At 49.3% G+C, this 18,729-nt stretch carries 18 protein-coding genes and 1 pseudogene; 1 reads left to right on the top strand and 18 read right to left on the bottom strand.

The features are described from left to right. Positions 1 to 115 precede the first annotated feature (115 nt). The 9 genes and pseudogenes from ACAN54_RS17185 to ACAN54_RS17145 all read right to left on the bottom strand — a co-directional run bounded on the left by ACAN54_RS17185 (position 116) and on the right by ACAN54_RS17145 (position 5,909). On the bottom strand, positions 116 to 442 hold the full coding sequence (locus tag ACAN54_RS17185) for a heme oxygenase (protein WP_379157698.1): 327 nt from the start codon (positions 440 to 442) through the stop codon (positions 116 to 118). 100 nt (positions 443 to 542) lie between these two features. Further along, positions 543 to 1,238, bottom strand: coding sequence for an ABC transporter ATP-binding protein (locus ACAN54_RS17180; protein WP_379157695.1), 696 nt, complete (start codon positions 1,236 to 1,238; stop codon positions 543 to 545). After that, entirely contained in the window at positions 1,238 to 2,362 is a 1,125-nt protein-coding gene (locus ACAN54_RS17175) for an ABC transporter permease (protein WP_379157692.1), read from the bottom strand. Before ACAN54_RS17175 ends, ACAN54_RS17180 begins: the two co-directional genes overlap by 1 nt. Positions 2,363 to 2,503: 141 nt before the next feature. After that, a complete protein-coding gene (locus ACAN54_RS17170) occupies positions 2,504 to 2,773 on the bottom strand; it encodes a hypothetical protein (protein ID WP_379157689.1) in 270 nt (89 codons plus the stop codon). Continuing rightward, a complete protein-coding gene (locus tag ACAN54_RS17165) occupies positions 2,770 to 2,892 on the bottom strand; it encodes a TetR family transcriptional regulator (protein WP_379157686.1) in 123 nt (40 codons plus the stop codon). Before ACAN54_RS17165 ends, ACAN54_RS17170 begins: the two co-directional genes overlap by 4 nt. Positions 2,893 to 3,014: 122 nt before the next feature. After that, positions 3,015 to 3,467: a TetR-like C-terminal domain-containing protein gene (locus tag ACAN54_RS17160; protein WP_379157683.1), complete on the bottom strand. Its 453-nt coding sequence runs from the start codon at positions 3,465 to 3,467 to the stop codon at positions 3,015 to 3,017. A gap of 3 nt (positions 3,468 to 3,470) precedes the next feature. Continuing rightward, positions 3,471 to 4,388: an NAD(P)/FAD-dependent oxidoreductase gene (locus ACAN54_RS17155; RefSeq protein ID WP_379157679.1), complete on the bottom strand. Its 918-nt coding sequence runs from the start codon at positions 4,386 to 4,388 to the stop codon at positions 3,471 to 3,473. Between the two features lie 57 nt (positions 4,389 to 4,445). Beyond that, positions 4,446 to 4,930 (bottom strand): annotated as a pseudogene (locus ACAN54_RS17150) (RrF2 family transcriptional regulator). A 208-nt stretch (positions 4,931 to 5,138) separates the two neighbouring features. Beyond that, positions 5,139 to 5,909, bottom strand: coding sequence for a helix-turn-helix transcriptional regulator (locus ACAN54_RS17145; protein WP_379158725.1), 771 nt, complete (start codon positions 5,907 to 5,909; stop codon positions 5,139 to 5,141). 175 nt (positions 5,910 to 6,084) lie between these two features. On the opposite strand from ACAN54_RS17145, the gene ACAN54_RS17140 reads away from it, so the two are divergent. Then, positions 6,085 to 7,371, top strand: coding sequence for a Gfo/Idh/MocA family protein (locus ACAN54_RS17140; protein ID WP_379157676.1), 1,287 nt, complete (start codon positions 6,085 to 6,087; stop codon positions 7,369 to 7,371). Positions 7,372 to 7,506: 135 nt separating this feature from the next. On the opposite strand, the gene ACAN54_RS17135 is transcribed toward ACAN54_RS17140, so the two are convergent. From ACAN54_RS17135 to ACAN54_RS17095, 9 genes are all read right to left on the bottom strand, one after another. After that, complete coding sequence (locus ACAN54_RS17135; RefSeq protein ID WP_379157673.1) at positions 7,507 to 8,898, bottom strand: MATE family efflux transporter; 1,392 nt, start codon at positions 8,896 to 8,898, stop codon at positions 7,507 to 7,509. A gap of 88 nt (positions 8,899 to 8,986) precedes the next feature. Beyond that, on the bottom strand, positions 8,987 to 10,735 hold the full coding sequence (locus tag ACAN54_RS17130) for a hypothetical protein (RefSeq protein WP_379157670.1): 1,749 nt from the start codon (positions 10,733 to 10,735) through the stop codon (positions 8,987 to 8,989). A gap of 54 nt (positions 10,736 to 10,789) precedes the next feature. Beyond that, the gene (locus ACAN54_RS17125; RefSeq protein ID WP_379157668.1) at positions 10,790 to 11,452 is read right to left on the bottom strand and encodes a hypothetical protein; all 663 of its coding nucleotides are present in this window, start codon (positions 11,450 to 11,452) and stop codon (positions 10,790 to 10,792) included. Next, the gene (locus tag ACAN54_RS17120; protein ID WP_379157665.1) at positions 11,446 to 12,402 is read right to left on the bottom strand and encodes a sugar phosphate isomerase/epimerase family protein; all 957 of its coding nucleotides are present in this window, start codon (positions 12,400 to 12,402) and stop codon (positions 11,446 to 11,448) included. The genes ACAN54_RS17125 and ACAN54_RS17120 overlap by 7 nt, the downstream gene beginning before the upstream one ends. Before the next feature lie 32 nt (positions 12,403 to 12,434). After that, positions 12,435 to 13,307 (bottom strand): carbohydrate ABC transporter permease, encoded by an 873-nt coding sequence (locus ACAN54_RS17115; protein ID WP_379157662.1) that lies wholly within the window; start codon positions 13,305 to 13,307, stop codon positions 12,435 to 12,437. 21 nt (positions 13,308 to 13,328) lie between these two features. Continuing rightward, positions 13,329 to 14,231 carry an ABC transporter permease gene (locus ACAN54_RS17110; protein WP_379157659.1) on the bottom strand — a complete coding sequence of 301 codons (903 nt, stop codon included), beginning with the start codon at positions 14,229 to 14,231 and terminating at the stop codon, positions 13,329 to 13,331. Positions 14,232 to 14,306: 75 nt separating this feature from the next. Then, positions 14,307 to 15,920, bottom strand: coding sequence for an extracellular solute-binding protein (locus ACAN54_RS17105; protein WP_379157656.1), 1,614 nt, complete (start codon positions 15,918 to 15,920; stop codon positions 14,307 to 14,309). After that, the gene (locus ACAN54_RS17100) at positions 15,917 to 16,222 is read right to left on the bottom strand and encodes a hypothetical protein (protein ID WP_379157653.1); all 306 of its coding nucleotides are present in this window, start codon (positions 16,220 to 16,222) and stop codon (positions 15,917 to 15,919) included. Before ACAN54_RS17100 ends, ACAN54_RS17105 begins: the two co-directional genes overlap by 4 nt. A gap of 68 nt (positions 16,223 to 16,290) precedes the next feature. Then, positions 16,291 to 18,543 (bottom strand): helix-turn-helix domain-containing protein, encoded by a 2,253-nt coding sequence (locus ACAN54_RS17095; RefSeq protein WP_379157650.1) that lies wholly within the window; start codon positions 18,541 to 18,543, stop codon positions 16,291 to 16,293. Positions 18,544 to 18,729 lie beyond the last annotated feature (186 nt).

Raw genomic sequence — 18,729 nt, 5'->3', positions numbered from 1 at the left:
CAACCCTCAGCCGCAATTAAAAAGCTGGAGAAGCATCCAGATTTATTAGTTTAGACAGGACAAAACAGCGATACAAGAGCTTAGTCTTGTATCGCTGTTCTGGCGTTCTTATTATTTATATTTCTTTTACAGATGCCACTTCATAAGTTATGATCTCACTTCCGAGAATTGGAGATTCTTTACTTGCTTCCTCTGAACCCGGTTCTGGGCGTTTGTGTGCCGCTTTAAAGGCATCGCTATTTCTCCAAGCTGTAAAGGAATCCATAGTCTCCCAGTACATATTTACATTTAACTCATCGTATTCATTTAAGTTCTGTGTTAACAATACTTCTACTTTCACAAAGCCTTCAGAACTGTCAAGCGGGCCTGGCGCTGTAAAACCCGGTGCCATTACCGCACCCATTCCTTTTTTCACTTTAATTCTGTTCGTCACAACGATCATTCTTACCATCTCCTTAACTATTTTAATTTAATGGTTCACCAAATTAGATCAAACTCGCATCAGATGAAGGCGATCGTTCTCTACGCTAAGTATTATTCTGCTAGTGGACGGACTCCACTTCAGCTAATGATAATTTGCCATCTTCCATCCGGTATACCTTATCGCAGTAAGCAAGCAACCGTTCGTCATGGGTCACCATTATGGCTGCCTTATTACGTGTTCTCACCTCATGGGCAATCAAGGAGACCACCTCATGGGCGCGCTTCGTGTCAAGACTTGCTGTAGGCTCATCTGCCAATATAACATTGGGCTCGTTAATCAATGCCCGGGCAATCGCCGTACGTTGTTTCTCGCCACCAGACAGTTCCTCCGGATAACTCTTCAACTTTGTGCCAAGACCTAATTCTTCAAGCAATTTTACGGCAAAAGCTTTATCAGCTGCGGTTACCTTTCCCGACATCCGCTTCACGACAAGCAACTGGTCAAGAACATTCAAATACGGCACCAAATTCGAAGACTGCATTATGAATCCAATCTCATACAATCGAATGTCGGATAGTTGATTTCCGGTCAGCTTCGATATGTCTTGCCCATTCAGCTTAACCTCTCCCTTAGAGGCTTTTAGCAATGCGCCTGCAATGGATAAGAAGGTACTTTTGCCCGAACCAGACGGTCCTACGACCGCGACGAACTCACCCGGTTCCACTGTAATAGACACATTATCTAATGCTGAAATACGGTTTGAACCTTCATTGTAATACTTTGATGCCGCCGTAATTTGCAATCCTGTAGTCATTATTCAACCCTCCCAAGCGCTTTAAGCGGATCAATCTTCGAAATCGTACGAACCGATACCAACGAACTGAGCAATGAGATCACCAGCAAAACGATGGAATAGGTCACCACTAGCTTCGGATCAAGCATGAACGGCATGCCTTTGGGCATGATTGCCGCTGTCCCATAAGTCAGGATTATGCCAACGATAATGCTAGAGAGCGACAAGACGAACACTTGAGAGACGACCGCTTTACCCAAGAACCCATTTTTGGCTCCGATTGCTTTCATAATCCCGAACTGGTTGGTCTTCTGCATCGTAAATACATAGAAGAACACGCCAAGTACGAATGCTGAAATCGCAAGCAGGAACGCAAGCATCATCATGATCGTACCATTCTCTTCCTTGTACCCAGGCATTCCCTGTACTGCTGCCGAACGGGTAACCGTATCGGTTCCTGACAGCTGCTTATTAATGACACTAGGATCGATATCACTACCTTGAAGCATGATTGCATTCACTGGTTCTGTGACCCCTTTGTCCGAACCAGGTGCCGCAAACGCAATCTTTCGCCACTCTGCAATGGGTGTAAAAACAGCTGCTACGTGGTTATACGTCTGATCCTTGACAAAACCGACGATAGTCAATGATTCCGTCGAGCCATCCAATTGGAAGGTATCCCCCAGTTTAAAGCCCTCATCTTTTTTCATGGTGTCATTTACTATAACTTGTGTCATGTTATCGGATGTTAACCGGGTACCTTCAATACTCTTTGGTTCTAAAAAACTCCCGGGGTCAATCCCAATAATAGCTATATCTACTTTATCTTCATTCACCGCGCTCTTTCCCTTGATTGCTGATGCCATGATGGTTCCCATGGGTGAAACGGCAGTTACACCTTGCATCTCTGTTAATTGTTGGGATAGTTCATTAGACAATAATGATTTACTCATCGAAGCTTTCGATCCTTGTTCAAAAACTACATAATCAGTCTTCATATTCTTGAACGTCGAAGCCGCTAGTGTAGATAACCCATTTCCCAATCCTGATAATATGAACACCAACCAAGAAATAAGTACAAAGATAATCGCAATCATCAAAAACCTTTTTTTGTTGTGTTTCAATTCCTTCAATGCCAAAAACATAGTTGCTTCCTCTCCTCCATATAAAATATAAATGACACAAGTGTCAATTACCTGATATCTACCCCACTAATTTTTTCGTATGCGCATTTATGAAATTGCTATCCGGCTTACATTTAGTATGCACTATTTATGACACTTGTGTCAAATATAATTTTTAGCTCTTTCTTCCTGCGTACGGACGAACAACCGTTCAAGCTGATTTTTCAAAGTAGCATGGGCTTGATCAACGAATTCAAGATCATCGGCCGCCGCAGCAGAATTAGACTTATTAATTTTATGTGCATCTCCAAGCAGTTGATGAAAATCCGTCTCTTCCAGATATACAGTAAGCAGCTGCTGAAGGGCATTCATACAATCCGTCTCATCCGTAGCTGACGCTTTTACTAGTATCTCCTCTATTGCCCGCTTCATACCGCAGCAACAATCTCTTCTTTGTTGGCATAATATTGGTAAATCGTACTTCTTGCCCCAACCAGACTTCTCGATAACAATTTAAGCTGAAACCCCTCATAACCATGTTCGAGAAGCACTTTCTTGGTTTGGTCAAGCAACTCCGATTTTGTAAAAGCCTACTTTCTTCCCAATGTTAATCACCATCCCTAATTGTACAGTAGGTCTTATTGTAACAAAAATAACGACCAGGTCGCCTTCCTTATTCCGTTTCATTTGGTGATGTTAACGGATTTTTGAGGGCAGGGAGTAGGACGCCGTCGATTAGCGAAGTGTAGAAATGCTTGTCGAATGTTTTGCGCTGTACGAGTCCGCGATAAGAAGCCATTGAAGTAATAACCTGGCAAGCCATCTCAATGTCCGCACGGGTGGAGATTTCACCGCGGCCGACGGCCCGGCGCATGAGCTCACGATTTACCACAGCCCACGGTTCGAAAATCCCTCCGTTAATTGATTCCGGATTCTGCGAAAAAAAGGAGCCCAGGCCTGCGAGTACCCGAAGTTTGCGTTCACCTTCTTCGATCGATTGCTGCTTCAATAGCACGAGCAGATCATTGCGCAAGGTGTGCTGATCCTGCAAACGAATCAGGACTTTGCCATGAACCCTAATGCTGCCTGCTCCTGCATATCGAGGCCGTGCTTTACGCTGCTTCACCGATCATAAATTTTCCCTCCAGGCTATTCCATTAAGCTCATTGTTGATCATCGCAGCGGCTATTGCCCCCTTTGAAGCTGCTGCTACAGCTTGGTGAAATCGGGATGTCACATCCCCAACGCTGTACACACCCGGGATGTTCGTTTTTCCAAAATCATCGACAACAACTTCTCCCGATTCTGTCATCTCGCATCCGATCGACCTCGGCAGATGCGATCCCGTAACCAGTTCCGGCTTGAAGAAGATACCTCTGCATGCTATGGAGGAGCCATCTTCAAGAACAACTTGCTGCGTGATTCCGTCATGAGAATCAATTTGCCGAATCAGTGAATCATACAACAGCACTTGATGCTGTCTAAGTTCCTCTCGCTCGGTTTCTGTTAATTCATCAGGACCATTCGTGCAAACCGTAATACGATTCGTCCATCCGGATAGGAGTGGAACAAAATGCATAAGCTCGGCCCCTTTGTTTATGATGACAAGCGGCTGATCCCTTAATTCCCAGCCGTCACAATACGGACAGACAAATGCACTTTTTCCGTACACTTCCTTCAGTCCTGGGATATCGAGCGGCCGATCCTTCATGCCCACGGCAAACAATACTTTTTTGGTTACCAAACGTTTTCCTTGCATAGTCTCAATTTCAAATCTGCCGTCGGCTCCGGTAATGTTCACTGCTAGTTCTGTAAAAAATGATACGGAGGGATAAGCAGCGATCTCTTCATTTGCAAGCCGCCGAAACTCACTCGGCGAGATCCCGTCACGGGTAAGAAAACCGTGCATTTCGTGAGTTACAGCATTGCGGGGGCGGCCCTCATCAATTAAAGCTACATATTTTCTTGCCCTTCCAAGCATCAGGGCAGCGTTCAGTCCAGCTGGTCCGCCGCCAATAATAACCACATCGTAAACTTGATTGTCCATATATAAACACCCCTATAACCGATCTATAATATCCATAATTAAAACGCAAGAAGTATATCACTTCTTGTTTGCCTCATGACTACCGCGTTCTACAGCTTCATCCAGTACCGACTGGATTGTGTGTTCCCGCATGTACTGGTGCATTTGCTGTTCTGCTCCCCACATCACTTTCTCGACCAGACAATCCTTCCTTTCAGAATTTCTCTGTTCGTCCGGTGCGGACCCCTTATCTACTAACAGCCGATGCTGCTGTGAGCTCGAATTCGAGCATTCGAATAGTCGCTGCCTTCCTTCAATCACTTGAATCACATCAAGAAACGAGATCTGTTCCGCCGGTCTGGCTAATTCATAACCGCCATTCACTCCTGGTACGGCACGTACAATTCCGTCCTGCCTAGCTTGGACATGATTTTAGATAAATAACTTTCGGATACGCCAAGGGATCCCGATAGTTCCTTTATTCCAACAGGATGACTTCTCTCAGAGAGTCCCAAATGGATTAAGGCGTGCAGCGCATAATCTGTACTTTTAGAGAATTGCAAAATCCCCTCCCTCTTCACAAAGACACTATTCTTACTATTACAGATCTATAATGTCTATAATACTTGGTGTATTTCCAAATTGCAATGTACTTCTTGGCCCTGCCTTCAGCAATGCGCGGGAATGGTTCTGGCAATGCCATCATCTCCATAACTCCCAGTCTTCACCCAAAGTGTGAAGGAGGCCGCCATCGCTGTATATGTTATGTTCTCATTCTCCCCGGTGCTGCTTGCGGTACTGCAGCGGCGAGCGTCCGGTGATGCCTTTGAATACCCGCCCAAAATGGGCAATGCTCTCGAAGCCTGTCTCTTGAGCGATCCGGGCGACCCTCCACTCCGTCTCCTTGAGCAGAGCCTTCGTCTCACGGATGCGTACATAATTCAGGTACTCGATAAGCGTAAACCCCGTTGTCTGTTTGAACGTCCGGCATAAATATGTGGAGCTGATGAAGAAATGCTCCGCAATCCCTCCCAGCGTCAGCTTATCGCCATAATGCACATCGAGATATTCGATGATGTCATAGACCCTGCGCTGCCCCTCGTTCTGTTCTGGCACCACAACCGGCGGCTTCGCCCCCCGGATGCGGTCCAGCCGGATCAGCAGCTGCAGCAGCAGAGTCTGCAGATACGGCTTGCTCCACAGAGCCCCGTCCCGCTGCTCCCGCAGCATCGCCTGGAGCAGGTCGGCAATCTCCCCCTGCTCATGGGCAGTGGACCGCAGCAGGAAGCTCTCCCCCTGGAACATCTCCGCCAAGTTCAGTGCATAGCCCGCCGCAGGCTCCAGGAACAGATCGTCAAAGCTCACCAAGATCCGCTCATGCCGCGAGCGGTTACGGCTGGTCGTGCGGTGCAGCTGGTTTTTGTTGATAAAGACCAGATCACCTGCCTGCAGGGCATAAATCCGGTTATGGATATAATAATGCCGCTCCCCCGACAGTAAATAATAGATTTCATAGAAATCATGGAAGTGATCGGTATCCATATTGAAATTACCGCTTCTTCTGATTTGTTCCACCTGAAAAAAAGGCTCCACTTCCGCACCCCTCTTCGAGGATAAAATATGCATATTTTCTTCTCTATTGTACTAAAAAACGTTCACTTCTTGCATTTTCTATACTATAAAATAATATCAAAACCAAGTAAATGGAGTGATCCCCTTGTCCAAAAAGAAATATGCGATCGTCGGTACCGGCGGCCGGGCCGAGTTTTTTTACGGTGCCCTTGTTACCGCTTACAACGAAACTTCCGAACTGGTAGCCTTCTGTGATGTCAATCAGACACGGATGAACTTTGCCAACCATATGCTGACAGATAAATACGGCTACCATGAGGTTCCCACCTACAAAGCTGAGGACTTTGACCATATGATATCCGAGACCCGGCCTGACTTCGTACTGGTGACCACGATTGACCGCACGCATCACAAGTATATTATCCGCGCCATGGAGCTGGGCTGTGATGTCATCTCCGAGAAGCCGATGACCATTGATGAAGAGAAATGCCAGCAGATTTTTGATGCCATCGAGCGTACCGGCAAGAATCTGCGTATGACCTTCAACTACCGTTATGCGCCGCATAACACGAAGATCCGCGAGATAATCATGGACGGTGTGCTGGGTGAAATTCTGTCCGTCAATTTCGAGTGGCTGCTGAACACCCAGCATGGAGCGGATTATTTTCGCAGATGGCATAGGGATAAGCGGAACAGCGGCGGCCTGCTGGTGCACAAATCAACGCATCACTTCGACCTGATGAACTTCTGGCTGGCTTCGCAGCCGGATACGGTCTTCGCCATGGGCGACCTGCGTTACTATGGCAAGGAGAATGCTGAGAAACGCGGCATCACCGAATTCTATCAACGCGCCTATGGCAGCAAAGCTGCCGAGAATGATCCCTTTGCGCTCCATCTGGACCGCAATGAACACCTGAAGAGCATGTACCTCGACGCCGAGCATGAAGATGGGTATCAACGCGACCAAAGTGTATTCGGGGACAATATCAGCATCGAAGATACGATGAGTGTAATGGTCAAATACAAGAACAAGACGGTCATGAACTATTCACTGAACGCTTATATGCCTTGGGAGGGTTTTATTATTGTCTTCAACGGCACGGAAGGCCGCATGGAGGTTCGGATCACCGAACAATCCTACGTCAATTCCGGCGGCAAAAAAGAAAACGAGGGCGCACTGGAGGGTGTGAACATTACCATCTATCCACACTTCAAGGAGCCTTACCGCGTCGAATTCACAAGTGGTGCAGGTGGACACGGCGGCGGTGATCCGGTGCTGCTGAGCGACATTTTTGACAAGAAACAGGAGGACCGCTTCAACCGTGCAGCCTCACACAAGGATGGCGCCATGTCGATCATGACCGGAATCGCTGCTAACCGTTCCATACGCACAGGGCAGCCAGTCAAGGTGGACGATCTTATGCCAAAGTAAAGATTACAGCAAGTTGATATTTCGCTCTCTATAGCAGTACAGGAGGCTAAATCTCCTCCTTCCATAACAAAGAACCCATCCTCCACCTGACCGTGGACAATGGGTTCTTCTTGTATATTCTTATGACCGTAGGGATCAAATCACCTTATGCTGAACCCACTTGTCTCCGAGAAAACGCCGCAGGAAGATGAAGCCGCGCACGCCCCACTCGCAGTTCATAGCAAGCCATACCCCGATAATACCCATATGCAGCACGATCCCGAGGATGTAGCCGAGCACTACACGGAACAGCCACATGGACAGCATCGACACGATCGATGTGAACTTGGAATCGCCGGCGGCCCGGAGCGCAGAAGGGGTAATGAAGCTGACCGACCACAGCGGGATCTGGGCAATCGAATTGATCAGAAACACAATGAAGATATCCCGGACAATCTCCTGCGGCGGATGAAACAGCGACACCAGCGGATGGAATAACGGGAAGATCAACAGCGCCATCAGGACAAAGGAGGCCGAGGACAGCCACAGAAATGACTTGACGAATTTGCGCGCATCCTGGATATTCCGGCTGCCCATACATTGGCCAACGACAGTAATCAATGTCAGGGACAACGCATTGGCGGGAATCTGCATAACCCCGGCGAGCGAGGAGGTGATCGCATTGGTGGCAATGGCATAGGTGCCGAGACTGACAATAAAGACCTGCGTCAGAATCTTACCGCCATTGAAGAACATCTGCTCGGCCGCAAACGGCAGGCCGATGAACATGATTCTGCGGAGCATGGTCCAGCTCGGAACCAGCAGGTCCCGGATCTTCACCCGCAGGCTGCTGTCGAGCCGGAACAGATAGATCAGCGAGCAGACCGCCGCCAGATACCGAGAGACATTGATCGCAATCGTCATTCCGAACACGCCCATATGCAGTCCGTTGATGAACACCAAATTTAACAGCACATAAGAAAAGTTCATAATCAGCGAAAGTACGAGGGATACACGCGTCCTCCCGATCCCTCGAAGCGCACCGCACACCGCCTCCATCACAGCAATCCCCAGGTAAGACAGGCTGCTGCCGATCAGATAGGTGCGGGCATTTGACATGACTTCCGGTGAAGCCGCGCCGAACAGCAGATGCAGCAGCGGTCCATGGAACACAATGCCAAACAAGCCGATGGCAAATGCCATCAGCGATACGGAGGATACCGCTCCGGCGGCAGCTTTGGAGACCATCAGGTCATTTCCACTGCCTTTATATTGTGCAACTACAACAGTTCCGCCAGTCGAAACCGCAATGAACACACTGATCAGAAAGATATTCAGCGAGTCGATCATATTTACCGCACTGATCGCCGCCACTCCGGAAGAGCTGATCATCGCAGTATTCACGACGTTCAGCCCTACCACAAAGGCCTGGTCTACCAATATAGGCAGGAATAACGATATGATTTGACGGTAGTCAATAGATTCTCCGGAAAAATACTTATCGAGAAACAGGCGGCCCTGCTTCAATTTCACCTTGGGCTCTAGCATAAGCTCACTTCTTTATATTAGAATTAGGGCCCCGCTATTCTAACATATGAGCTGCATAAGTCAAGGCGAAGCGCGTGTCTGGCCGGTATTACTTCCCGTTCAAGGAAGGAGATAATGTAATCGTGAATGTCTTATCGAAAGGGGTCACTACGTTAACCAGCACCGCTTTGCAGTTCGCCTGCAGCTTGGCCTCCCGCACCCCGGTCGCCAGATGTTCCCTCTCGCCCCCCGTCAATTCAATCCAGTCCTCACCGCTTGCATAGCGGAGGTTGCCGCCGCTCCAGAGATAGACGTCCTCGTCTGCAGCCTGCAGCTCTCCTGAGATGAAGTTTCCTTCGCTTCCGAAAATGAAGGACATCTGCGTCATGACCTCCGCCGGTTCATCACAGTGCAACCGGATGGTCCAAGCCTCATCCGTCCGATGTACCTCCGCCTGCACCCGGAGCGTCTGCTCATGCGTAAGAGGCCGGCTCTGATGCGGGAGCAAATACCAGGGACTGACCGGCGTTACGGAGGTTGGCGGAAGCAGCGATGCCTCGACAGGACCGTAGTAACCTTTCTTCTGTTCTCCTGCCAGACGGTATCCTTCGGACACCTTAGTCATTTCCTGCATAGGCACATATCCCGGATAGAAGTAGGATGCCACCTGAACAGCAAGCAGCCTCACGGAACCGTGACGAAGCGCAAAGAATGACGGAGTCTCTGTAATCAGCGTCACACTGGTACTGCCATCCCTGTAACGGGCTACGGGTGCACCAAAGTCAGTATGCAGACGGCTGTGGGTGATCTGTCCCCCATGACCGGCATCCTCCATCTGCTGCAAATAGCCATGGCGTAGGAAATCACCATTCAACATTTGCTCATATTTCACAGGAAGGGGAGCCGCTGCCTTAAGCGGCTGTTGAAGCTCCGGCTCCAGCAGCATACGCACGAGCGTATTGACCGAACACACGCCCGGATCTGTAAGTGACTGGCCAGCCCATTCTGCCATGCCCGCGAATAACTCATCCTTGTCAGAACGGGCCAGAATCGCATAAGGCAAATAATAGGGGGACAGGTCATGAACACTGCCCAGATCCTGCCGGCCGGAATAATCGGTAACGACCTCGCCCGAAGGATGGACCAGGTATACCATCATGCGCAGATTCTGACGAACCGGCTCCAGCAGCTGCGGCCGGTTCAGCAGACGGGCGGCATGAATCAGCATGATGTCGCTGACTGCGCTGTAAATCCCATTGCTTCTCTCCGTCCATTCCCCATCCGGCGTAATGTCCATCCCTTCCGCAAGCCACTGATCCGCCCGCAAAGCGGTCTCTTCGAGCCCAAACAGCTCGTGCAGAAAGCCCAGTGCTGCGCACAGCACCCATCGATGATTCGGTGTATGGCATCCTCCCGTAATCATGGCTGGCACCGACCGTTCAAGAAACAGCCGCATATTGTCCAGCACCGGCTGCAGCGGCTGCCATTCCTTGCGGGTCAGCAGCTGGTACAACTGGGCGTAACCGACAATGACAAAAGCCGTATCCGGCGGGGAATGATAGTTCGTCCAGCCCGGAGAAATCGTACCGTCTTCATGTTGAAAGCGCAGCACGAACTCCGTGGCCAGCAGCAGGCGCCCGAGTAATGTCTCATCCAGGTAGTACTCAGAATCGGGATTGACCAGAGCCGCCCCCCAATAACACATGTCAGTCGGTGTTCCGGTCGTGTGGTTGACCCACGCAATACCCGTGCCCGGATCAATTGTCCCCCCGTAATAGCGGCTCTGTGGATCAAGCACCTGCCGGGATAACCCTTCCTTTACCTCTCTGTCATTACTCTCCACCAGTTGCTTGTACATTGTAATTCCCTCCAAATTATGCATTCTGCTTCATGCCCGGGCGATGCCAGAGTTCTAAATCCGTTCCAGCTCTTTCCGAATACGCTCAGGAATCTCGGCGAATAATTGGCTCCAGGAAACGAACAGTTCCCTCCGATCCGCGTATTCCCAGCTGCTGTAGAGCTGGGTGGGAGTGAACCGAAAGGTCTGCAGATACGCGCGGACGCGGCGGTCAATCTCTTCATCCGATGCCAGATTTCCACTATAGAAATGGCCGTAGATCAGACCGTCTGCGCCTGCCTCCTCCTGCGTACAGGACACGAATCCCGGTAGCAGCTCAAATAGCTCAGGAAGCGGAGAAAGGGCATGTTTGCCGGGTTGGACGTAGAGGGCAGCCTGCGTTCCACTCAGGTTGGTCTGTCCGCGCAGCAGCCCTTTCAGGTATTTGCCATGAAAGCTGACTTCGACGTCCGCCACCTCTCCGTTCCTGCCTATGTATACCCACACATGCTCCAGATCATATAGGTGCTGAATATCATAATCGTAATAAATGGCGTATTCCACAACTGCCTGCACATCGTGGCGTTGTACGCTTAGCCGCCGCCGGAAGGAGGGAGAATCCCCATCCTCCCGCAGCACTGTTATGCCGAAGCGAACTGGAAAGAACGGCTCATTCTGATCGAATAATAAACAAGGGGCATATTTGACAGCAAGCAACCGGTCGGCATCACTCAGCATTTAGCCTGGCCTCTGGCCGCAAGCTTGGCCGTAAGGAGCCGGTGACTGTCATCGATTTCTTCCGGCTGGCAGGCTGCCTTCAGCTCATACACCTTGACCTGCGCCCGCTCAATCATCGGTAAATAGGCATCATAGAACTCCATATCTTTGCTGTTCACATAAGGGCACCAGTGATCGGACAGGCCAAGGGTTTCATGAATATGAACCCCTACAATATCATCCATCAGGCCTTCCATTTCCCCCACACTATCGTACAGACCCAAGCGATCCATCATAATGGCATGACCAGTATCGTACCAGATACCTACAGGAGCTCCCCTTAATGCCTGAATAATCGTCCTTGCTTCCGCAAGCGTCGGAATCTGCTGCGGTCTGGAGCGGGTTTCGATGCCAAAGCGGATCTTAAGACCCTTCGACACCGCCCGGTTGCATACCTCATCCAGACTTTCGATTATCTTCTGCACATAACCGGCGCTGTAGGCCTCTCGCCGCTCCATCAGCTCCGCCCATTTGCTGCGGTAAGCTTCCGAATCTCTGCCCTGTCCGTTATAGATCTGCTCCAGCTCTTTGCTGATATCATTCGGAAAGGGCACTTCGCCGGGATGCACAACAACTGCTTCGCCTCCGTAGCGCTGGGCGTATTCGGCTGAGCCGACCAGCAGTTCTATCGCACGCTGCCGCTTTTCCTCATCCCTGAAGCCAAGCAGCACAGAATCCGTGCCATAATCAGGGTCCGGAACGTGAGGGAAAGTGTTGTGGACACTGGATATGCCGATCTCTCCCCGTTCGATCATCGGCTCGATCGTAGTGAGCATTTCCCGGGTCACATTATAGTTCAACTCCACGCGGCGAAAGCCAAGCGAGCTGATCTCACGGATCATTTCACTGCCTATAGTATGGCGCCGAATGTTCCAGCATGTTGAGAAAGAAAAGGCTCCTTTGTCCTCCATAATGATGTTCTCCTTTCCTTAACGTTAACGGCTCAGCCTTTGACAGCACCCAGCATGACCCCGCTAACAAAGTATTTCTGGAGCCACGGATACACAACAAGGATTGGGACCGTGGCAAAAATAACAGTGGCCGCCTTAAGGCTCTCCGGTGTCAGTGCAGTCCTGTTCGAACCCTCCAGCTGCGTCAGTTCAGAAACCATGTTGTTCTGCACCATTTGGAACAGCTTAAGCTGAAGCGGGTACAGGTCCGGGCTGTTGATATACATCAGGGAGTCCTGGAAGCCATTCCACCGTCCCACTGCATAAAAGAGAGCAAGCGTAGCCATCACCGGCATCGATAACGGCAGTACAATACGCATCAGTGTGTGAAAATGGGAGCTTCCATCGATTTCAGCCGACTCCTCCAGGCTGGGAGGAATGTTATTGAAAAAGGAAATCAGAATAATAAGATTAAAAGGGCTGACCAGTCCGGGAAGAATAAGCGACCAGACCGTATCAATCATTTTCAAATCACGGATAAGCAAATATTCAGGGATAATACCGCCGCTGAAAAACATGGTAACGACGATAAGATACATAAAGAACTTGCGGCCCTTCAGATTTTTCTTGGTCAGCGGATAGGCCGCTGCGATGGTGAAAAGCATGCACAGCACTGTTGTGGCTACTGTGAGAAAAACGGTAAAGATCAGAGAATGAATCATAGCATTGTTCGAAAACACCTGGACGTATGCATTCCAGTTCACTTCAATGGGGAACAGGGTCACTTCGCCGGAAGTAATCGCCCGGTTAGAACTAAGGGATACCGCAATGATGTGTAAAAACGGAGCCAGACAGAACAACACGAACAGCGTAACCAATGTAATATTTACGATATCAAATATCCGGTTTGAGGTGCGTTCACTCATAGCACTCCGCCTCCTTCCTTATCATATAATGCCGTCGCCGGTCGTTTTTTTCGAAATATAGTTGGAGCCCAGAATGAACACCAGCCCTACCACAGCCTGGAACAATCCAATTACAGTAGCCTGCGTATATTGGCCGGATTCCAGACCAATCCGGTACACGAAGGTGCTAAGCACATCAGAGTATTCACGGACTGTTGTATTCCCGATAACGTAGGGGCGGTCAAAGCCGATGCTGACCATTTTCCCGAGGTTGAGGATAAGCAGGGTGACGATGGTTGGCTTGATGCTCGGAAGCGTAATGTAACGGATCTTCTTAAGTCTTGTCGCGCCATCCACTTCAGCTGCTTCAAATAGCTCCCTGTTGACACCCGTTAATGCCGCCAGATATAGAATGGTTCCCCAGCCGGCGCTTTGCCACACCCCTGTGAAGAGATAGGTGATGAGCCACGGGTTTTTTTCTGTTAGAAACGGTACAGGGTTCAGCCCCAGGCTTACAAGAACCTCGTTCACCATCCCGGACTGGTTGCCGAACAATTGGTATACGATCCCCCCGATGATCACCCAGGAAATAAAGTGGGGAATATACAGAAGGGTCTGTGATATTTTTTTGAACCATACCGACCGGATCTCATACAGCATAATAGCCAGCAGGATCGGAGCCGGGAAAGAGACAAGCAAATCAAGAAAATTCAGCATAAAGGTATTGCGAAGGGTAGTATAGAACTCTCTCATGCCAAAAACTTCGCGGAAGGCGTCCAATCCTATCCATTCACTGCCTCCGATGCCCTGAAACAGGTTGAAATCTTTGAACGCAATCTGCACACCATACATCGGACCGTAGCGAAAGATCACAAAATAGGCAATCGGCAGTGCAAGCAGCGCATATAGTTGCCAATACCGTCTTAAATATGACGCTTTGCTCAATGGGGTTTCCTCCTATGGAGAAAAACCGGGGTGGAGCGGCACTCCTCTCCCCCCAGCTTTCACCTTTGTATTTGTCTATTTAGCAGGAAGTTCCTTCACAGCCTGCTCCAGTTCTGCCTTCAGCTTCGTTCCGCCCAAGGACATGAAATCCTTCATTTCCTGCTCATACACGGATTCAAATTGATCCGGTTTAGCCATCGTTGATTTTACAATAATTACATCGAGCTTATCGGTGAGTGTGGTGCCATATTGTGCTTCCGCTTCAATCGGTTTGCCGAACACAATTGGGCCTACGGTGTCCGTGTTAGCGATAGTGATTGACTGCTTCAACAATTCCTGGTTGTTTTTCGGGAAGCCCATCACCCATGCTTTTTCATTGGTTGCCTGATCACCGAGGTTCTTACCGTTGGAGATGATAGCCATGTCGCCGCCATTGAACAGGCGATCGGCAAATTCTTGAGAGACATTTTCCTTGACCACCGGAATGCCGTCCACCATATCATAGTTTTCACCTTCAACCCCGTTGTATATATCGTTGAGGTTGGTGCCTGTAGACATCCAGTCCAGGTATTTAACTGCTTCCACGGCGCGCTTGCTGCTCTTAGGAATCATGATGTACATACCGTTAGAAGCATAGCGGGATTTAATATACTTGTTGTCAACTTTGGCGTTGGTATATACATCTACCGGAGTGACCTTGCTTCCCGGTACATTTTTGTAGAGGTTATCCATGGTGCCGTCCTTGTAGAACTGCGCATCCACATCTTCCGACCAGTAGCCGGTATTGCCGTTCTGAATATCTTTGGCCAATTGCGTTTTATCTTTATCCAGACCGAAGTCCTTGCTGATCAGCCCTTCGTTATAGAGCTTGTTCATAAACTGCATTGCATCCTTGAAGCCCTCATGGAGTGGAAGCTCGTACCGCTGGCTGTAAGTCAGATCGCCACTGATTGGCTTAATGAAGGAATAGATCAATGTTTCAAACTGGGCCGGAGCAAGTGCCATACCCATTGGGATGTTTTTGCTGCCAAGTTTGCCCGGGTCCTTCTCTTTAAACGCTTTCAAAGTAGTGTACAGCTCATCCGTCGTCTTTGGAACAGGCAACCCCAGTTTATCCAGCCAATCCTGACGGATGTAGGAGCTGTAACGGCCCGTGATGGCACGCTTACCCGGAATGGAGAACTGCTTGCCGTCCAGCTGACCGAATGCCAGCGTTTCGTCGCCAATAAACTTCTTCAGGTTTGGACCATATTCATCGAGCAGTTTGCCGACATCCGTCAGACCGCCCTGCTGGGCATAGCGGTAAAATACACTCGAGTCATACGTAAATACGATATCGGGTACATCACTGTCACTCGCCATCAGCACGTTCAGCTTCGTGACTTCCTCAGAGCGCTGAATCGGTACATATTGAACATCAATGTTGTTCGGATCACCAAATCTTTCTTGAACCAGCTTGGATAAATAGTTGTTAGTAATAGTTTGAGGTGCCGGGCTGTTGCCCCGGTCGAACACTTCCACCTTTAAGGTAACGCGCTTAGCGCTGCTTCCCTCCGTTGCTGTCGCTCCGTTTGCTGCATTCTCCTTAGAATCGGACGAGCATCCCGCCAGCAGGGTAGCCCCCATTACTGCGGTTAAGGTAATCCCCGTTGCCTTTTTCCAAAATCCCTGGTTTGTGTTCACTGTCATCTTTCCATCTCCTTCGCCTCTGCAGGCCGTAATGGTGACTTTATGTTCCCCCAAGCCTTGATCCAATAATATCCCTTAAGCGGAATCGCTTCGCATATTATCGCGCTCTGCCTTGCCGCCTGTTGTTTGGGATGCCCACAGTATTTCACAGGCTTCACCGCTTTGACAATAAACCCGTTTCGGAACTGCACTTTGCCGTGAATTCGGCCTTCCTGTTTATCCAAACAACTATTTTCGTGTAATAAAGCGCTTTCAAGGTTTCTGAAAATAAAGACCGGAACACCGCTTGCACCCTTCTTCACAAAGGTTGCAGGCATATTCCGGTCCGGGCTGTTCACCTTTCATCGGTACAACGAATACGGCTTACCATTCAAGTGTTTGTGGCTTTGTGTCCACGCTTCAAAGAGCGGTAATCACCTGGCGTAATTCCAATCACCCGCTTGAATACCCTCCCGAAGGTGATCGCATTCGCATACCCCACCTTAAGTGCTATATCCTGCAATGAACATTCCGTCTCCAGCAGCAGCTTTTCAGCTTCCTCCATCCGCAGCTGCGTAAGGAAATCAACAAACTTCATATCGAATTCCATTTTAAAAAGATAACTGCCATATTTCCCGGATATCTGAAACCGGTCGCTTAAATGCTTCAGGGAAAGATCCGGATTGGCAAAATTCTCTTCTATATATTTCTTCATCTCATTGACCATCGCTTTGTAACTTTTGGTCTCGCTGACAGAAACATAGGTGCGGAATACATCGGTTAAGTACTCGAACAGAATCCCCTTCACTTCTTGAATATATTCCGCCTTTTCCAGCAGCTTCAACTGCTCCGCCGCAGTCTCCGCCGACAGTTCATCCTGTAGTTGCTCTGACATCACAGCTACTTCCCGGTTCAGCATCTGCAGCATGGCCTGAATCAGGGAACGAATATCGTCGTCCTGCAGAAAGTCCTGTTCGAATGCTTCAAATATCCCTTCCAACCGCTGCCGCCACTGGCCGCTCGACATTCGAAACTGCTTGACGAACTCCGCAATCATCTGCAGATATTTATAAGTTTCCAGAAGGGGCTGACGCGAATCTATACCTTCCGCCAAAATGATATCTTCGTGCATCAGAAGCTTATGCTGCATGACATTCTCTGCTGCCACATAGGAGTCCCGGATCGTACCCGGACCGGTTACTGCCGGTCCAATCCCAAAGCTGAGCGAGATACGCAAATTCTGTTCCACCCAGGAGCGGCATTGCTCGGCGAACAGACGGATTTTCTCGGTCATCTCCTCATCATTTCCGGTTGCCAGGAAGAGAATTGCCGCCCGGTCAGTGCTGATCCACTCCGCCCAGCCCTGCAAATCTGCACCACGCGCCAATTCCTGAAAAACATTCATCAAGGCAAACTTCAGCGTGTTCTGGTCGCCCCGGGTATATCGATCCTGAAAAACCTTCTCATAGCGGTTAATTTCGCTGAGTACCACTGTGAAACGGGAAGAAGAATCCGCACCAGAGAGCGGTGACAGCTCCTCCATCCGCTGGACGGCATTGTCCAGCCGCTCACTGTGCAGCAGATCGGTGAATAGCTTGCTCCGCTGCAGCAGCAGATTTTCTCTGCTCTTTTTATCATAATCCGTCATATGGTTGATCAGATCTTCGAGCACTCCGTCAATGAGCATCATTTCATCCGGCTTTGAAGCGGATTGATCCATCGTCCGGATCTGATGTCCTTCAATCCGGTTCATGATCACCTGAATCGGCTTATAGTTGCGCCGGGTAACATAGATCAGATATAGAACCGCGCATACCACTGTTCCGAACGCAATCGCTACCCAGAGATAGGAGATCACAGAAACCCAGCTGAACAGATTACCCGCCTTGATCCCGCTAGAGAATTTCCATCCCGTGTTCTCCATATGAAGAGTGTTCAGCAGCTTGCCGTTCTTGGCTCCTTCACTGTCTGAATGTGCTTGGTACAACAACTGTCCATCGCTTCCATAGATCGTAAGGAAAGACAATTGCTCGTTAACCATACTGTCTACAATCTGTTCAATTCCACTCATTTTGATATTAATGACCAGCAGACCCTCCGAGCCAAAGGGCAGCGGCATTCCTTTATTTATAGTAAGCACACGCACACTCGTGCGCTGAACGAACTCATCCTTATATTCCCTGACGGGCTGCCACCCCTCCTTCACCGTTCCGGAGGTCACGCGGCGAATCCAGTCTTCATCTATGAATCCTGTCAGATTCTTTAACCCAGTTTCTGTAATAACGCTTTCATTTTTCTTGTCATATAAATAAATGGATTGAATGTAAGATGATTCATCTGTCAGGATGCGCAGGTTCTGGGCCACCGCATAGATTGCCCCGGTATCCGCCTGGCCCTCACTGTTGAAGTAGCGTTTGTAAGCATCACTGCGTTCAGCAGATTCGAGCACCGACAGCTCAACTTCCTTGATGGTCCGCTCTACATTATCCACGAGATAGTTGGCAGCGATACGGTCTGCTTTCTGGGTCTCCATGCGTGAAATATCATTAATAAAAACAAAGGAGGCGAAAATAAGTATGGTCACCGTAAGCAGAAAAATAGGAAAGTACGACAGCAGCAACCGGCGATACCAGGTACGGAACAATGGATAACCCCCTCTAAACAGCCCTATGAATATAGGCCGTGTTTCAGTCACTAATATATACTCAGCCCCAATAATTGGAAGCGCATTCAATAACGAGTTTTGTTTGAATTTCTGCCATTATAGCACATGCTGTGTAGACCCGGCCAATCCTGTGGGACATGGTAAATACAGGAATGACCCAGAGAG

This window comes from Paenibacillus diazotrophicus, from assembly GCF_042610465.1.
This window is presented reverse-complemented; position numbering and strand designations above follow the sequence as displayed.